Here is a 15,139-nt window from a genome sequence, read left to right as displayed (position 1 = left end):
GGTCACGAGTCCGAGCAAGTCCTAGCCATTCTCGGGGAGTTCGGACGAAAGATCGTCAATAACTCGCGTGATGATCGCGCGAGCTGACCGGCCGTAACTAGCGACTCCTGCCAGCGACTCGAAGACCCTGCCGTAAAGGCCCGTCTCCTGTGGCTGAGCAAGATTGAGTTCAGCGGAGAACGTCTCAACCATGACGCGCTCATCGTCCAGGAGCCAGAAACCATGAGCCGGTGCTACCACGTAGGCCGTCTCGAAGCCGATGATGCCGAGGCGCACGTTGGGCAGCGCCGACATTGAAACAAGCCGATCAAGTTGGGCGAGCATGGCCTCTGGAGGACAGAGGCGGTAGCGCAGAGCGGCTTCGGTGATGACGAAGTGGAACCGCTTGTCAGGACGGTAGAGGATGTCCTGACGCTGTATGCGGGCTTGTACGGCCTCATTGATGTCGTTGCGAATCTTGAAAACCGTGATGCTCTGTGCGAAGCGGAACCTAGCGTAGCCGGCCGTCTGAAGTAAACCGGGGATATAAGTTGACTCGAACACGCGGAACAAGCGGGTGCGTGCGTTGAGTTCTGCGATCTCGTTCTGGTGCAACTTGAGGCCGGCCCTAAGCTGCCGCTGCCACTCGGCATGCTGAATTTCGAGAGTATGGAGAGAGGCGAGGAGGTCTTCTGCCTCGGACTCGCTGTTGGTCGCCCGCGTCCAGTCTAGGACGTCCTGATCACTTGGTGTCTGCTTGCCATTTTCGATCTTCGAAATCTTTGAAGCTTGCCATGACAACGACTCCGCGAGCTCCCTGCCGGATAGACCGGCTTGTTTACGGAGCCCGCGGAGTCGGTTTCCTAGCGCTGTGCGTGCCTCATGGACGTTCGACACGCCAACTGCCCTGCTCTGCGGCAAATTCATCCCGTCGTACCGCCTTGTGCCAGGCAGCGTCGCGCCAGTAGTTGTGCTTCACGATGACGGCTGGGTCATCAATGACCTCGCCCCCAAGGAAGTTCTCCTCGTCATCGAAGTGCATACGCACCAGCTTGGACGAGTCGAACAACCAGTAGTCGTAGTCGGGTAGGCCTGCGGCATCGCCGCGCACGAGATAGCGGATGTCCTCGCCCGCAGCGTTGGTGTGCTCGGAACAGAAAACTCCGAAGCGGCTGTAGTCAGTGAGGGGAGTTGACACCACCCGGACACGACTGAAGCGACGCCCTTCCTTGGTCGCATGCCGGATCATGCCCAGCCAGTTATCAAACCAAGCCATGTCTACCGGCTCACCTGCGACGAACTGGCGCAGAGCTTCCGACTCGTTGGTAGACACGTACTCGTCGCGGGTCTCCAACCGGAAGGCGGTGTGCTCGAACGTGCGGAAGAGCTGGCCAAACTCGGGGCCAGGCTCGATGAACCGGGTCAGTGTCCTTCCTCCTCCTGGTAGCGACGGGCGTAGAACTTGAGGACATCTTCCGGGATCTCGATCAGCGTCTCGTGGTCTGGTACAGGACCGACATCGGCGAGCACCTGGGGGTCGGTTACCTTCCAGCCTTGGGCGATGTAGGTAACACGGTCCGTCCTGTCCGTGGCGAACAGGGTAGGCGACTGGCCTTCCTGAGACTCAGGGTCTTTGCCGAGGAACTTCGCGTGCATGGGGGTGGCCTCCTTGCTAGCAAGTTGCTGGACATTGCTCATCTATCGTCGTGTCCCGGACTACTGCGGTCAAGAGCAGCAGGTGACCGACCACACCGCCACCATCACCGAAGCGGGACCATCCCCACGTGCGCGGGGAGCACGGCCAGAACTACGAGTACGACCTCTACTTTTAGAGCCCATCCCCGCATGCGCGGGGAGCAGACGGAGCGGACCTCGTTGATGCCGTGCCCGGCGGGTCCATCCCCGCGTGCGCGGGGAGCAGCCGCGCATCGGCTCGAAGAAGACCGCCCCGGTGGGTCCATCCCCGCGTGCGCGGGGAGCAGTGCTCCCGGCCGGCCGCAGCGTTCCGCGCCCGGGGTCCATCCCCGCGTGCGCGGGGAGCAGCTCGGTCTGAAGCAGGCCAGGCAGGTGAAGAAGGGTCCATCCCCGCGTGCGCGGGGAGCAGTACATCCCCCTGGACGTGCGCAACCAGCCCGAGGGTCCATCCCCGCGTGCGCGGGGAGCAGGACCCGCTCCCGGGCCTTCCCGTCCTTGCGGTGGGTCCATCCCCGCGTGCGCGGGGAGCAGGGTGTGCGACACCGAGGCCAACACCGTCTCCGCGGGTCCATCCCCGCGTGCGCGGGGAGCAGTCTTTCGCCATGGTTTTGGTGGAGGGGTAGCAGGGTCCATCCCCGCGTGCGCGGGGAGCAGATGGTGTGGCAGTCCCGGGGGAACTGGGCGAGGGGTCCATCCCCGCGTGCGCGGGGAGCAGGTGCCCGCGCGCCACTGGGGGAGACGACGCGGGGGTCCATCCCCGCGTGCGCGGGGAGCAGACCGCGCCGGGCACCGCCGCCTCGCTGATGCGGGGTCCATCCCCGCGTGCGCGGGGAGCAGCTCTCAGGGTGGGGTTACAGCCAGCTCCAGCCGGGTCCATCCCCGCGTGCGCGGGGAGCAGTCCGGGGCCGCATGGGTGCCGGTGAGGCCCGAGGGTCCATCCCCGCGTGCGCGGGGAGCAGCAGGGCCATCTGGGTGAGGTGCCCCAGGGACGGGGTCCATCCCCGCGTGCGCGGGGAGCAGCGTCGACCGGATGTTCTCCCTGCGGGTCAAGTCGGTCCATCCCCGCGTGCGCGGGGAGCAGAGAAGATGACCAGCAAACTTACCAGCGGCAAGCGGCCGATTTTCCAACTTCTCGAAAAACCGACACCGAGGACATAGCACCCTTCAGGGGTTCCAAGTCGCGAGTAGGCATGTTTTCCTCCGACGAGCCGGGCCGCGCCGCGTGCAACCATCCCGGTCCCGGTGGCGCGAGAGCCCAATGTACAGCCCCGCCCTCGGCCCGCGAGCTCCCAACGGCTCCCACCGCCCCTCTCCTCCTTTGAGCCGATACGCCCTGTCGGTGTGCCAACTAACCCGCGAGTAACTTAGACGTTCTCCAGACAGCCGACTCCGATCCCACGGAAGATCGCCGATGACCAGGCAAACAGCCCGGGGAAGACTACCTGCCGTAGCCGGGGCCGCGGGTGGGGCCCGGCGGGGTGTGCCGCTAGGGCTGCGGGGGCGCGCTCTCCTGGCGCTCGCGGCCCGCCCTGGACCGCTCGCGGGCCCGGCCGGAGGTCTGGTGGATCCTCTCGCGTGCCTGCTGGGCTGCGGCGCGGGCCAGGCCGCCGCCGACATCTGGACGGGCGCTTCCATCGACGTCGGCGAGGTCTACACCAGCCTGGCCGGCGACATCACGAACGGCACCCACCACACCCCGGGTTTCCAGCACGCCGCCCACAACAGCCGTCTCACCGCCCGAGTCGAACAAGCCGCCCGGACCGGCGTCCGGCAGTGACGCCAACGCACCTCGCGGCACCGTGCATTACTGCCGTGACGGATACGGCGACCGATTTGCGGGCACGGGCGGCCGCCATAGGTTAGGGCCCGCTGAAGGGTTCCTGAGGCCCACCCCCCTATCAGGGAGTCGTTGATGATTTCAGTCCCTCGTCACCATGGCCCTCGCGGCGCTTCGCGGCAGGCTCACGGCGTATGACCACCTCCGCGCGCGCCGCTGTTCTCGAAGCGCAGGACGGGCCCTTCGAATTCCGCGACATCGTGACCGGCACCGGCTGGAACAGGATCTTCGTCGGTACGGAGAACTGGATCAGCTCCATGGCGAACTACACCACCCGCCACGTCCTCGAGAAGGAGACGAGCGACGGCCGGCTCTGGCGGGAACGGCTGGCAGGAGCCACCGCCCAGACCAAGTACCACGCGTACACCGTGCTGGAATCGATCCGCCTCGAACGGCCCCGGCCCGACTACCGCCTGCGGGGCGAGAATCCTCCGGCCTTCCTGACCTGACACCGTTCTGAACGGTGCGAGCAAATAGCCCTCGTATATGAGAAGGATCATCATGAAAGCCGCCGTCATCACCTCGTTCGGCGAACCCTCCGTGTTGCGGATTGCGGAGGCTCCGCGACCGGTGCCGGGTCCGGGCCAAGTACTGGTGCGGGTTCACGCCGCCGGGGTGAACCCGGCGGAGATCCAGGCACGCGCCGGAGCGTTCCGCCTGCGTACTCCCGCCATCATCGGATTCGAGTTCGCCGGCGTCGTCGAGGCGGTCGGCCCGGGCGTCGACGAGGGCGTGGTCGGCGACCGCGTCGCCGGGTGGCCGGACTCCGCCACCCAGGGCTCCTACGCCGAGTACACGGTCAGCAGCAACTTCGCGACGATCCCCGACGGCGTTTCCTTCGAGGAGGCCGCGGCTACTGTCATCGGCGCCGACAACGCGGCGAGGGCTCTCGGGCTTCTGAACATTCGCCCGGGTAATACGCTCGTGGTCACCGGCGCGAGCGGTGCTCTGGGCGGCGCCGCCGTGCAGTTCGCGCGACAGCGCGGTGTGACGGTGATCGGCGTCGCCGGGACTGCCAACGCCGACTTCGTCAGGAGTCTCGGAGCGACCCCTGTCGCCCACGGCCCGGGCCTGGTCGATCGCATCCGTGCCGCCGCTCCGGGCGGGGTCGACGCCGCGCTCGACACCGCCGGCAAGGGGCTCCTTCCCGCCCTCGTCGATCTTCTCGGCGGCCCCGACCGGATCGTGACGCTCGCCGACCGCGATGCCGCACAATACGGCGTCGCATTCAGCCCCGGGGGCAGCGGGAACCGCGACCGCGGCCCTGTCCAGGAAGCCCTGGATCTGATCGCCGCCGGCGCATGGACCGCACGCATCGGCCGGAGCTTCCCACTCGACGAGGCCGCGGACGCTCATCGCCTCGTCGCCACGGGCCACACCCACGGCAAAGTCATCCTCCTTCCCTGACCCGGCCGACCGGCCATTCAACCAAGACAACAAACAATTGGAGAATCCGAAATGCCTGCAGTCCTCGTCCATGGTGTACCTGATACCCACCGGCTTTGGGACACTGTCCGTTCCCATCTTCAACGCGAAGATATTGTGACGATCGATCTCCCCGGGTTTGGCGTACCCCTGCCAGCGGGATTCACGTCGACGAAAGAAGAGTATCTCGATTGGCTTGTTAAGAAGATCGAAGAAATCGGCGAACCCGTCGACCTGGTCGGTCATGATTGGGGATCTCTGCTCACGGGCCGTCTCGCGTCTATCCGACCAGATCTGGTGCGGACATGGACAGGCATCAGCGGACCAATCGATCCGGAGTATCCGTGGCACTATCTTGCCAAGATCTGGCAAACGCCGGGCGAGGGCGAGCAATGGATGGCGGACCTCGACCTCGAGGCGTTCGCAGCAAGCCTCAACGAGGCACAGATGCCGCGCGACGCGGCAAACGAATCGGTCCGGCATCTCGATGCCACTATGAGAGCAAGCATTCTCGCCCTTTACCGTTCGGCGATCGAGGTCGGGGCGGAGTGGAAGCCAGGTTTGAGCAACGTGACCGCACCAGCGCTAGTGATCTGGGGCCTGGACGATCCGTTTCTTCCCCACCGCTTCGCCGACGAGCTCGGTAATGCCACACGCGCACGTGCCGTCTTCAAGCTGCGCAGCTCGCACTGGCCGATGATAGAGCGTCCGGCCGATGTCGCGCGCGAACTCGAGGCCCACTGGGCTCACGTGTAAAACCTGCGCCTGGGTCACTCGGGCTCAAACCCCGCGGCCGCTACGCAAACGGCAACAATTGCTCGCTCGCCATGGTGAGCCCGAGTGCCCACGCATTTATCCGGAAACGAATCATCGTGACAAAGCCCGGAGAGCGTTGCCGGGTCTGCACACGGCAGGAGCATCCTGATGAAGAATTCAGCAAATACCCGGATCGGCGTCGGCCTTATCGGGGCTAGTGCCGATCGGGGTTGGGGCGGAATCGCTCACGTCCCGGCGCTGCAGGCGCTCGACGCGTTCCAGATCCGCGCCGTCAGTACGACTCGTATGGAGAGCGCGAACGCGACCGCTCGTCGGCTGGGCGCCGATCTCGCCTTCGACACACATGAGGCTCTGGTCGTGCGACCAGAGGTCGACCTGGTGGTGGTTGCGGTCAAGGTGCCGGAGCACAAGCAGATTGTTTCCGACGCGCTGGCCGCGGGCAAGATGGTTTATTGCGAATGGCCGCTCGCAAGAAACCTGTCGGAGGCCGAAGCTCTGGATGGGTTTGCCCGCGAGCGACGGCTGCGGACGGTTGTCGGGTTGCAGGGCGGCCTGCACCCGCCGATCCTCTTCCTTCGCGACCTCATCGCGCAAGGCGTGATCGGCAAGCCGCTCAGCACGAGCATCCGGGCGCATTTGACCGACGACATGTGGGTCGGCCGATATGACCCGCCGGTCGAGTACATGGCTCACGCAAAACATGGCGCCACGCTTCTGAGCATCATGCTCGGCCACGGGCTCGAACCGCTTGCGCGCGTGCTCGGCACGTTCGAGAGTCTGTCCGCCGTCGTCGCCAATCAGCGCGGTGACGGCGTCCGCCTCTCCGATGGCGCGTCGCTGCCGAAGGACGCGCCGGATGAGATCGTCGTCGCCGGCGTTCTCGAAGGCGGGATCGTCACTTCGCTGCACTACAGTGCCGGGCAGTCTGCCGGCTCGGCTATGGTATGGGAGATCCAGGGCACCGAGGGCAGTGTGCGTGTGAAGTCGGCGTCGGGCTACATCCATTTCACCGATTTCACCATCACGCTGCGCCGCGGCAGCGAGCCTGTCCAAGTGCTGCAGGTCCCCCCCGCTTATGCGGCTCCCGACCTGCAACTCGACGCACCCGCAGCGGGGGTCGCCCGCCTCTACGCCCAGTTCGCCGCTGACCTCCGCGACGGAACCGCCGATGCGCCGGATTTCGCGGTCGCACTCGATCGCCACCGGGTACTCGAGGCGATCACACGGGCCGCTGAAACAGGTCATCGGCAGCATCTGTCCCGCCCCGACCGAATGAACTCCAATCTTTGAACCCGGGAGAGGCACTGCCGCAGGACCCGAGGAGATGGCGATCCTCGAGCTAACCCTGACTTGATCACGGAGGTCGAGGAGGATTGCTACAGGATTTAACGGTAGAGCCGTGATCTGGACGACGGTTCGATGACGGGGCCGGCCTGTCCTGTTCGCGGCCCCTACGTTCGTGGCCATGCCGCATGAATACCTCTCCGATGAGCAGATCGCCCGCTACGCCCGCTTCCCCGCCGAGCTCTCGGCGGGCGACCTGGAACAGTTCTTCCGCCTCATCCCCCACGCCCTGGAACTGGCCACGGGCAAACGCACCCCCACCACCCGGCTGGGGTGGGCCGTGCAGTGGGGCACGGTACGCACGCTCGGGGTGTTCCAACCCGACCACCCCACCCGGGTCCCCGACCACCCCACCCGGGTCCCCGACCACCCCACCCGGGTCCCCGAACGCGCGGTGGCCTTCGTCGCCGACCAGCTCGACGTCGACCCGGGCCGCCTGGAGGAGTACCGCACCCGGGCCCAGACCACCTACGAGCACGCCTGGAGGATGTGCAGGGCGAGCATGGTCAGCTCCTGCTCCTCAGCCGGTTGGAGGACAGCTCGCCGGTCTTGCGGTAGAGGATCTCGTCATGGATGCCGTGGGAGTTCTCCACCACGTTCAGCGTCGAACCACAGGACTCGCCCGGCGAACCCCGGGTCCATCCCCGCGTGCGCGGGGAGCAGAGGTGTCGGGGCACAAGCGCGCCTACGGCACCGGGTCCATCCCCGCGTGCGCGGGGAGCAGTTTCTGCTGCCCACAGCCCCGAAAGATCTCCGGGGTCCATCCCCGCGTGCGCGGGGAGCAGAGACGGGCACGCTCGACGACGAGTGGGAGGTGGGGTCCATCCCCGCGTGCGCGGGGAGCAGTGGATGAGCTGTTCGTGGTGGTCATCGTGGTTGGGTCCATCCCCGCGTGCGCGGGGAGCAGACGCCGGGGCGCCCGTGGAACTCGTCCAGGGCGGGTCCATCCCCGCGTGCGCGGGGAGCAGGCGGGGGTCGCCTGTGGCGCGGGCGGCGGTCTGGGTCCATCCCCGCGTGCGCGGGGAGCAGAGTAGGCGAGCACCTGCTCGAGGACGTCAGCCGGGTCCATCCCCGCGTGCGCGGGGAGCAGATAGGGGCGCAGCGCCGGAATGGTCGTCTTCTGGGTCCATCCCCGCGTGCGCGGGGAGCAGCCGTCCGCCCCAAGCTCGCGCCGAACCTGCTCGGGTCCATCCCCGCGTGCGCGGGGAGCAGCTCATCGCCCACGGATGGTCCTGCCGCGTCCGGGGTCCATCCCCGCGTGCGCGGGGAGCAGGCCGACATCCCTTCGCCCTTCTCCTCGACCCAGGGTCCATCCCCGCGTGCGCGGGGAGCAGGGTCCTCGATCGCCTCCCTGTCCACGGGGAGAGGGTCCATCCCCGCGTGCGCGGGGAGCAGGCGTTCCCCGTGGCGATCTCCTGTCCGAGGTGGGGTCCATCCCCGCGTGCGCGGGGAGCAGCGGACCTCCAGCTCGGTCGAACGCATCTTGCCGGGTCCATCCCCGCGTGCGCGGGGAGCAGTAGGTGGGGGCGTCGGCGGGGCGGGTCTTCGTGGGTCCATCCCCGCGTGCGCGGGGAGCAGCCCCGGGGTGGTCGGTCGGTCTGGTCAGTGGGTGGGTCCATCCCCGCGTGCGCGGGGAGCAGCCGACGGTGGTACCTGCAGCGCCCCCACCCACCCCCGCATGCCGGGTCCATCCCCGCGTGCGCGGGGAGCAGCGTCGTCGGCGTCTGCTCCGCTTCTTGCGGACGGGTCCATCCCCGCGTGCGCGGGGAGCAGGTCGGGCACGTCTCCGCCGTACATGATGACGACGGGTCCATCCCCGCGTGCGCGGGGAGCAGATGGCTTCGGGTGCGTCGGGTGCGGTGGGGTAGGGTCCATCCCCGCGTGCGCGGGGAGCAGTCGCGCCGGGTGGCCGCGCGGCCGGTGCCGATGGGTCCATCCCCGCGTGCGCGGGGAGCAGGAGGCCGCGGAGTTTTCGGAGTCGGGCTACTCGGGTCCATCCCCGCGTGCGCGGGGAGCAGAGCCTGGAGCAGGACAGCGACGTGGTGATGCTGGGTCCATCCCCGCGTGCGCGGGGAGCAGCAGCAGGAGCGCGCCGCGGACATGATGCTGGTCGGTCCATCCCCGCGTGCGCGGGGAGCAGGCGGCGTTGGGCCCGGGCGTATCGGGCTGGGGGGGTCCATCCCCGCGTGCGCGGGGAGCAGACCCCGAGCAGGCGGGCGATGGAGGCCACGGAGGGTCCATCCCCGCGTGCGCGGGGAGCAGAATTTCTGGATTACCGGAAATAGCAATCCAATAGGTCCATCCCCGCGTGCGCGGGGAGCAGTGGTGGACGCCGGGTCCAACGGCACCGCACCGGGGTCCATCCCCGCGTGCGCGGGGAGCAGTCGGAGACCAGCTCCCAGCCCTTCCCGCCCAGGGGTCCATCCCCGCGTGCGCGGGGAGCAGACCCCTCCGGCCGTGGCCGGATGGGGCGCGGAGGGTCCATCCCCGCGTGCGCGGGGAGCAGGCGCCCCGCCCCCTGGAGGAGCTGGAGGCCGAGGGTCCATCCCCGCGTGCGCGGGGAGCAGTGCCCGGCCGCCTGAGGCGGCCGGGCCTTCGCGGGTCCATCCCCGCGTGCGCGGGGAGCAGGGCGTCGCGTTCGCGCAGGAGGGTGCGGCGCTGGGTCCATCCCCGCGTGCGCGGGGAGCAGGGAGGAAGGCAAGCACTCAGTGCGACTGGACTGGGTCCATCCCCGCGTGCGCGGGGAGCAGTCGGCGAGGAGCCGCCCGGTGGGGTCGTCGCCGGGTCCATCCCCGCGTGCGCGGGGAGCAGGCCCAGTACGCCACCGAGGCCACCAAGGAGCCGGGTCCATCCCCGCGTGCGCGGGGAGCAGCGATCAGGGGCTTGACGTCCAGGTGCCAGGTGAGGTCCATCCCCGCGTGCGCGGGGAGCAGTCTTTCGCCATGGGTTTGGTGGAGGGGTAGCAGGGTCCATCCCCGCGTGCGCGGGGAGCAGAGCGAACGACCAGCAAACTTACCAGTGGCAAGCAGCCGATTTTCCAACTTCTCGAAAAACAGACACCGAGGACATATCAGCCTTTAGGGGTTCTACGTCACGAGTAAGCACGTTCTCCTCCGACCAACCGGACTGGCCGCGCCGCGTGCAACCATCCCGTCCCGGTGGCGCGAAAGCCCAATGTACAGCCCCGTCCTCGCCCCGCCGGCTCCCAACGGCTCCCGCCACCCCTCTCCTCCCTTGAGCCGATACGCGCTGTCGGCAGGTGTCCCTAGGGTCGGCGCATGACCCAAGCGACGCATGAAGCGCCCCCACTCCCCGCCGCCGTTCTGGCCGACGTCGAACGCGACGACCCCGCCTCGGCGTGCGAACGGGCCCTCGCCCACCCGGGTTTCCCGCACGCGGCGAAAGGACTGTCCGACCTCCCCACCAAGGCCGTGAGACGGCTGGCACAACATTGCGTCGAGCTGTTCAGGGAGGCAGCGGCGACCCCCGAACGGCGGAACGCCGTCCTCACGCTGCACACCGCGCTGCTGGGGTGCCGGCTGGACTTCCTGGAGGAGGACCACCTCGAGATCGAGGTCCTGGTCGCCGCCTCCTCCCGCGACATCGCCGACGCCTGCGAGACCGCCCTCGCCGCCGGGAACCCCCGCCGGACGGCGGAGCGCCTGCGGGGCCTCCACGAGTCGTACCGGCACCGCCTGACGGACGCCCTGGCCGAGCTCCACGGGGCTGCGCGGACGCCGGAGCGGAGGAACAGCGTCCTCTGGCTGCACACGGCCCTCTCGCACTACCAGCTGAACCTGCTGCGGTTCGAGGACCTCGAACCCGTGGTCCGCGAGGTCCTCGGGCGCGACGGTTCCGCCGAGGTGGAGGCGGTGCTCGCCCCCGACTCGTTCCTCCGGGTGATGTCCGGCCTGCGGGCCCTTCCCCCGGAGGTGCGGGAGCGGCTCGCGGGTGAGGCCCACTCGCTCCGCGAGGGGGCACGGACCCCGGAGAGGACGGAGCTGACCCTGTGGCTGGAGGCGGCGCTCCTCTTCCCCCCGCTCCCGGGCGGGCTCACGCTCTCAGACGAGTTCGAGGCCATGTGGCGCGAGGTCCTCCCGGTCGACGCGGCGGCGGCGTGCGAGATGGTCCTGGCGGACAAGGAGTTCACCGGGGCGAGGTTGCTCCCGACCCTGCCCGGGGACCTCCGGGACCGCCTGGCCCAGGTCTGCGTCGAGCTGTACGGGGCGACGGACTCGTGGGCGCGGCGGGACAGGATCGCCAGGATGCACGCGATGCTCGCCCCGGGGCGCCCCGACGACGTCATGGCGCACACGCGCCAGGAGGCGCTGTCGGCTGCGACGGCGGCGGCCTTCTGGGGGCAGGGCTGTGTCCACATGGTCTGGGTGGAACTGGTCTCCGGGCGCGACGTCCCGGTCAGCTTCGGCCGGACCCTGCGGCGCTACTGGGGTGAGGGCTACGGGTCCGACGTGCCCCTGGGCGAGGTCGTGCGCCTGCTCACCGCCCACCCGGTGGTCAACGCGGGCGACGAGTGGACGGACCACGCTCTCGCCGAGCTGGCGGACCTCCCGGACGCGTGGCGCGACCTGGTCGCGCACGCCGCGACGGCGAAGGCGAGCAGGCCGAGCGCGACCTGGGAGAGGAGGGGTCGGGCTCTGCTCGCGGGGGTCGACGCGGACGAGTTCCGGGAGCGGGTGCTGGGCTGGCTGGCCCTGGTGGGGGAACCGCGTTCGCTGCCGCTGGAGAACGACGTCCGGCACGACCGCTTCAACGACATCGCCGTCCGCGGCCTCGTGCGGCTCCTGTCCTTCCTCCCCGGGCACGCGCACACCGCGAGCGGGTTGGGCGCGCTGCTGGAGAAGGCCCTGGTCAGGGTCCCCGGCCAGGGACCGGACAGGCCGGCGCTCGCCAACGCGTGCGCGACGGCGCTGGGCCGGATCGGGGACGGGACCTCCCACGCCGAACTGGTCAGGCTCGCCGCCGTGGTGGACCACCGGCCCACGCTCAAGCTGATCGGGGCCGGGCTGGACGCGCACACCGGCGCGGTGTAGGACCGGCCGCCCTCCGGGCCCTCCGGCCCCGCCCCGGCCCGCCCATGGGCCGGAGGGCCCGGGACGCACGTCGTCCGGTGTGACGAATTTCCCGCCACGCCACGGGACTGTTGGGGCTGGAGATCCCGGGTACGGCAGTCTCGACGGGGAATCCGACATCCCCGGACGAAGGAGGTTTCATGGCGGACGAGCAGCTACCATCCCCCAAGGTCGCGGTGGGGGTCGACGGATCGCCGACCGGGCGGTCGGCGCTGGAGTGGGCGACGGCCGAGGCCGTGCGACGGGGTGTTCCCCTGTACGTGGTGCACGCGCTGTCCATGCCGCTGGTGGTGTCCGTCTACACCGGGCCGACGCGCTTCCCCGCATCGGAGGAGATCGCCGACCAGGGCCGGCGCATCCTGGCCGAGGCCGCCGAGCACGCGCGCTCCCTCCGGCCGGAGGTGGACGTGCAGACGGTCCTCGCCCTGGAGGAGCCCCCGCTCGCCCTGCTGCACCGCACCGGCCCGCACGACCTGGTGGTCGTGGGCACGCGCGGGCTCGGACCGGTCCGCTCCGCCCTCGCCGGCTCCGCGGGCGTGCGCCTCGCCTCCCACGCCGAGTGCCCGGTGGTCGTCGTCCCCGCCCCGGAGGGCGAGACCCCACCCCTGCGCGAACCCCAGCGGATCGTGGTGGGCGTGGACGGCTCGGAGGACTCACGACGCGCGCTGGGCTTCGCCCTGCACGAGGCCGTGCGCGGCGGCGCGGCCTCGGTCGTGGTGGTGAACAGCTGGGAGGTCCCGATGCCGTTCGCCACCGAGTCGCTGGTCGCGGCCGGCTGGACCCCGCCGGACGACCTGCTGGACCGGCGCTCGGAGGAGCTGGTCTCGGGCGTGCTGGCCGAGGTCATGGACGAGAGCACCGAGGACGTGGACATCACCGTCGTGCGCACCGAGCGCAACCCGGTGGACGCCCTGGTCGAGGCGGGGGCCGAGGCGGACCTGATCGTGGTCGGCTCGCGCGGCCGGGGCAGCATCCGGGGCCTGATCCTGGGATCGGTGAGCCAGGGGGTGCTGCACAGCGCCACGGTGCCGGTCGTGGTGCTGCCCAAGGGCGTGGACGCGACGGAGTGAGCGCGGCGGGCCGGGTCGGCGCCCCGTCCGGCAGCACGTGGAGCCGGGCCCGAGGGGGCGGCCCCGTCCGGGGTGCGCGGCGGCGCCCCGGGCGGGGCGGCCCCTCCCCCGGTTCCGCTCCGGTCCGCCCCCGCCCCGGCTTCCTCCGCTACCGCCCGGTCGCACCCCGGCGCCCCCTCGGCCCCGTGGTGGCGCGTCACACGGTGCCCACCCGTTGCCGTACGAGTGCTGTGTCCTAGAATGTTCGCCGTGTCCGATACAGCCCGCTTCCTGCGCATGGTCCTCATCTCCATGTCGCTGACGAGCACCGATGACGGCCTCTGTCGCCGCCGGTGCCGCGACGGCGTGCGCTGACGCGAGGCCCCGGGGTTCCCTCCCCCGCCTCCTCACGGGCGCCCGTGCCCGGTACCGGTCCCCGTCCCTCCGGACGCAGTCATCCCTGTTCCACGGCACCGGTCCGTCCCAGGACCGCCGCCGTTCCCCGCCACCGCACGGTTTGGACAGCACCCGCATGACCACTAACCCCACCTCACCGCCCGGAAATACCGACTCGGTGGGAAGCGTCGGCGGCCCCGCCGCCGACGCCCCCGGGTCGGCCGCCGGCACCGCCACGGCGACCGTCTCGCCCGCCCTCGCCCTGACCTGGCGGCCCGCCCTCTCCGCGCCCCCGCCCCGGGCCGCCGAGGCGGAGCCGGTCCGCTGGTGGCCGCTGGGCATCGCCCTGGCGGTCACGCTCGCGCTGGCCGCCTACGTGGGGAGCACCCACGGGGCGCTGCCCGCCGTCCTGCTCGTGCTGGGCACCGGTCTCGGCTTCACCCTGTTCCACTCGCGGTTCGGCTTCACCTCCGCCTGGCGGCAGTTCCTCGCCGTGGGCAACGGCACGGGCCTGCGCGCCCACGCCGTGCTGCTGGGCACGACCGCGACCCTGTTCGCCCTGGTCATCGGCACCGGAACCGGACTGTTCGGCAGCGCCCCGGCGCCGTCGGCCGGCCCCATCGGCATCGCCCTGTTCCTGGGGGCGTTCCTGTTCGGGATCGGCATGCAGCTCGGCGGCGCCTGCGCCTCGGGCACCCTCTTCGCGGTCGGCTCCGGCCAGTCCGCGATCGTCATCACCCTGGTCGGGTTCATCGCGGGCTCGGTGATCTACAGCGCCGCGTGGCCGCTGGTCGCGGACCTGCCCGCGCTGCCGCCGTTCCTGCTCTCCGACCACGTCGGCTGGGGCGGCTCCTGGGCGATCACGATCGCCCTGCTGGCGGCGCTGGTCGTGGGCACCCGGGCGGTGCAGAACCGCCGCGTCCCGCCGCCCGTGGGCGCCCCGCCCTCGGCCCGGGGCGCGCTGCGCGTGGTGCGCGGCAGCTGGCCGCTGATCGCCGGGGCGCTGGTCCTGGCCGTGCTCGGCACCGCCGTGCTGGTGGTCTCCGGCGGCCCCTGGGGCATCACCTCGGCGTTCAACCTGTGGGGGGCCAAGGCCCTGCAGCTGGTCGGCCTGCACCCGGAGACCTGGGCGTTCTGGAGCCAGCCGGCCCAGGCCGAGCAGCTGGCCGGCCCCGTGCTCCAGGACAAGAACAGCCTCACCAACATCGGGATCATCCTCGGCGCGGCGGTGGCCGCCGGGGCCGCCGGGACGTGGAAGCTGCACACCGGCCTGAGCTGGAACCTGGTCGCCGCCGGGCTGGCGGGCGGCGTCCTGATGGGCATCGGCGCCCGTCTGGCCGGGGGCTGCAACATCGGCGCCTACCTGGCCGGAATCGGCTCGGGGAGCCTGCACGGGTGGCTGTGGGCGGTCTTCGCGCTGGCCGGGACCTGGGCCGGGCTGCGCGCCCGCACCCTGTTCGGCCTGGGCGTGCCCAAGCCGAGTGACAGCGTCTGCTGACCCGGCCCCAGGAGCACCACGGCCCCGCCCGCGCGAACGCGGGCGGGGC

Annotated in this window: 11 protein-coding genes, 2 pseudogenes and 2 CRISPR repeat arrays; of the genes and pseudogenes, 9 read left to right on the top strand and 4 right to left on the bottom strand. The window is 70.2% G+C overall.

Features of this window, described 5'->3' with window-relative positions; translation table 11 throughout:
- Nucleotides 1–21: 21 nt before the first annotated feature.
- The 3 genes from OUQ99_RS13240 to OUQ99_RS13230 are packed head-to-tail and all read right to left on the bottom strand — an operon-like array spanning nucleotide 22 to nucleotide 1,635.
- Complete coding sequence (locus tag OUQ99_RS13240; RefSeq protein WP_267949744.1) at nucleotides 22–906, bottom strand: helix-turn-helix domain-containing protein; 885 nt, start codon at nucleotides 904–906, stop codon at nucleotides 22–24.
- A complete protein-coding gene (locus OUQ99_RS13235; RefSeq protein WP_346660251.1) occupies nucleotides 860–1,393 on the bottom strand; it encodes a DUF6879 family protein in 534 nt (177 codons plus the stop codon). The genes OUQ99_RS13240 and OUQ99_RS13235 overlap by 47 nt, the downstream gene beginning before the upstream one ends.
- Nucleotides 1,394–1,401: 8 nt before the next feature.
- Nucleotides 1,402–1,635 carry a hypothetical protein gene (locus tag OUQ99_RS13230; RefSeq protein ID WP_267949742.1) on the bottom strand — a complete coding sequence of 78 codons (234 nt, stop codon included), beginning with the start codon at nucleotides 1,633–1,635 and terminating at the stop codon, nucleotides 1,402–1,404.
- A 114-nt stretch (nucleotides 1,636–1,749) separates the two neighbouring features.
- Nucleotides 1,750–2,755: a CRISPR direct-repeat array (repeat unit 29 nt; unit sequence GGGTCCATCCCCGCGTGCGCGGGGAGCAG).
- 480 nt (nucleotides 2,756–3,235) lie between these two features.
- Between OUQ99_RS13230 and OUQ99_RS13225 the strand changes: the two genes are divergently transcribed.
- From OUQ99_RS13225 to OUQ99_RS31690, 6 genes and pseudogenes are all read left to right on the top strand, one after another.
- A complete protein-coding gene (locus tag OUQ99_RS13225) occupies nucleotides 3,236–3,451 on the top strand; it encodes a hypothetical protein (protein WP_267949741.1) in 216 nt (71 codons plus the stop codon).
- 194 nt (nucleotides 3,452–3,645) lie between these two features.
- The gene (locus OUQ99_RS13220) at nucleotides 3,646–3,960 is read left to right on the top strand and encodes a hypothetical protein (protein WP_267949740.1); all 315 of its coding nucleotides are present in this window, start codon (nucleotides 3,646–3,648) and stop codon (nucleotides 3,958–3,960) included.
- Between the two features lie 52 nt (nucleotides 3,961–4,012).
- Nucleotides 4,013–4,918: an NADP-dependent oxidoreductase gene (locus tag OUQ99_RS13215; RefSeq protein ID WP_267949739.1), complete on the top strand. Its 906-nt coding sequence runs from the start codon at nucleotides 4,013–4,015 to the stop codon at nucleotides 4,916–4,918.
- Between the two features lie 51 nt (nucleotides 4,919–4,969).
- A complete protein-coding gene (locus OUQ99_RS13210) occupies nucleotides 4,970–5,692 on the top strand; it encodes an alpha/beta fold hydrolase (RefSeq protein WP_267949738.1) in 723 nt (240 codons plus the stop codon).
- A 168-nt stretch (nucleotides 5,693–5,860) separates the two neighbouring features.
- On the top strand, nucleotides 5,861–7,003 hold the full coding sequence (locus OUQ99_RS13205) for a Gfo/Idh/MocA family protein (protein WP_267949737.1): 1,143 nt from the start codon (nucleotides 5,861–5,863) through the stop codon (nucleotides 7,001–7,003).
- A 175-nt stretch (nucleotides 7,004–7,178) separates the two neighbouring features.
- Nucleotides 7,179–7,544, top strand: a pseudogene (locus OUQ99_RS31690) (DUF4158 domain-containing protein); the annotation flags it as partial.
- Here OUQ99_RS31690 and OUQ99_RS31685 read toward each other — a convergent pair.
- Nucleotides 7,532–7,668, bottom strand: a pseudogene (locus OUQ99_RS31685) (Tn3 family transposase); the annotation flags it as partial. The pseudogenes OUQ99_RS31690 and OUQ99_RS31685 overlap by 13 nt on opposite strands.
- Nucleotides 7,669–7,691: 23 nt before the next feature.
- Nucleotides 7,692–10,051: direct repeats of the CRISPR family, unit length 29 nt; unit sequence GGGTCCATCCCCGCGTGCGCGGGGAGCAG.
- Between the two features lie 284 nt (nucleotides 10,052–10,335).
- On the opposite strand from OUQ99_RS31685, the gene OUQ99_RS13200 reads away from it, so the two are divergent.
- The 3 genes from OUQ99_RS13200 to OUQ99_RS13190 all read left to right on the top strand — a co-directional run bounded on the left by OUQ99_RS13200 (nucleotide 10,336) and on the right by OUQ99_RS13190 (nucleotide 15,090).
- Nucleotides 10,336–12,108 (top strand): hypothetical protein, encoded by a 1,773-nt coding sequence (locus tag OUQ99_RS13200; protein ID WP_267949736.1) that lies wholly within the window; start codon nucleotides 10,336–10,338, stop codon nucleotides 12,106–12,108.
- A 179-nt stretch (nucleotides 12,109–12,287) separates the two neighbouring features.
- Nucleotides 12,288–13,217 (top strand): universal stress protein, encoded by a 930-nt coding sequence (locus tag OUQ99_RS13195; RefSeq protein WP_267949735.1) that lies wholly within the window; start codon nucleotides 12,288–12,290, stop codon nucleotides 13,215–13,217.
- Nucleotides 13,218–13,728: 511 nt separating this feature from the next.
- Nucleotides 13,729–15,090 carry a YeeE/YedE family protein gene (locus OUQ99_RS13190; RefSeq protein ID WP_267949734.1) on the top strand — a complete coding sequence of 454 codons (1,362 nt, stop codon included), beginning with the start codon at nucleotides 13,729–13,731 and terminating at the stop codon, nucleotides 15,088–15,090.
- Nucleotides 15,091–15,139 lie beyond the last annotated feature (49 nt).

This window comes from Streptomonospora nanhaiensis, assembly GCF_026642255.1.
Lineage (GTDB): Bacteria > Actinomycetota > Actinomycetes > Streptosporangiales > Streptosporangiaceae > Nocardiopsis > Nocardiopsis tropica.
Note: the sequence above shows the minus strand (reverse complement) of the source record. Positions and strands in the feature narration are given on the sequence as shown.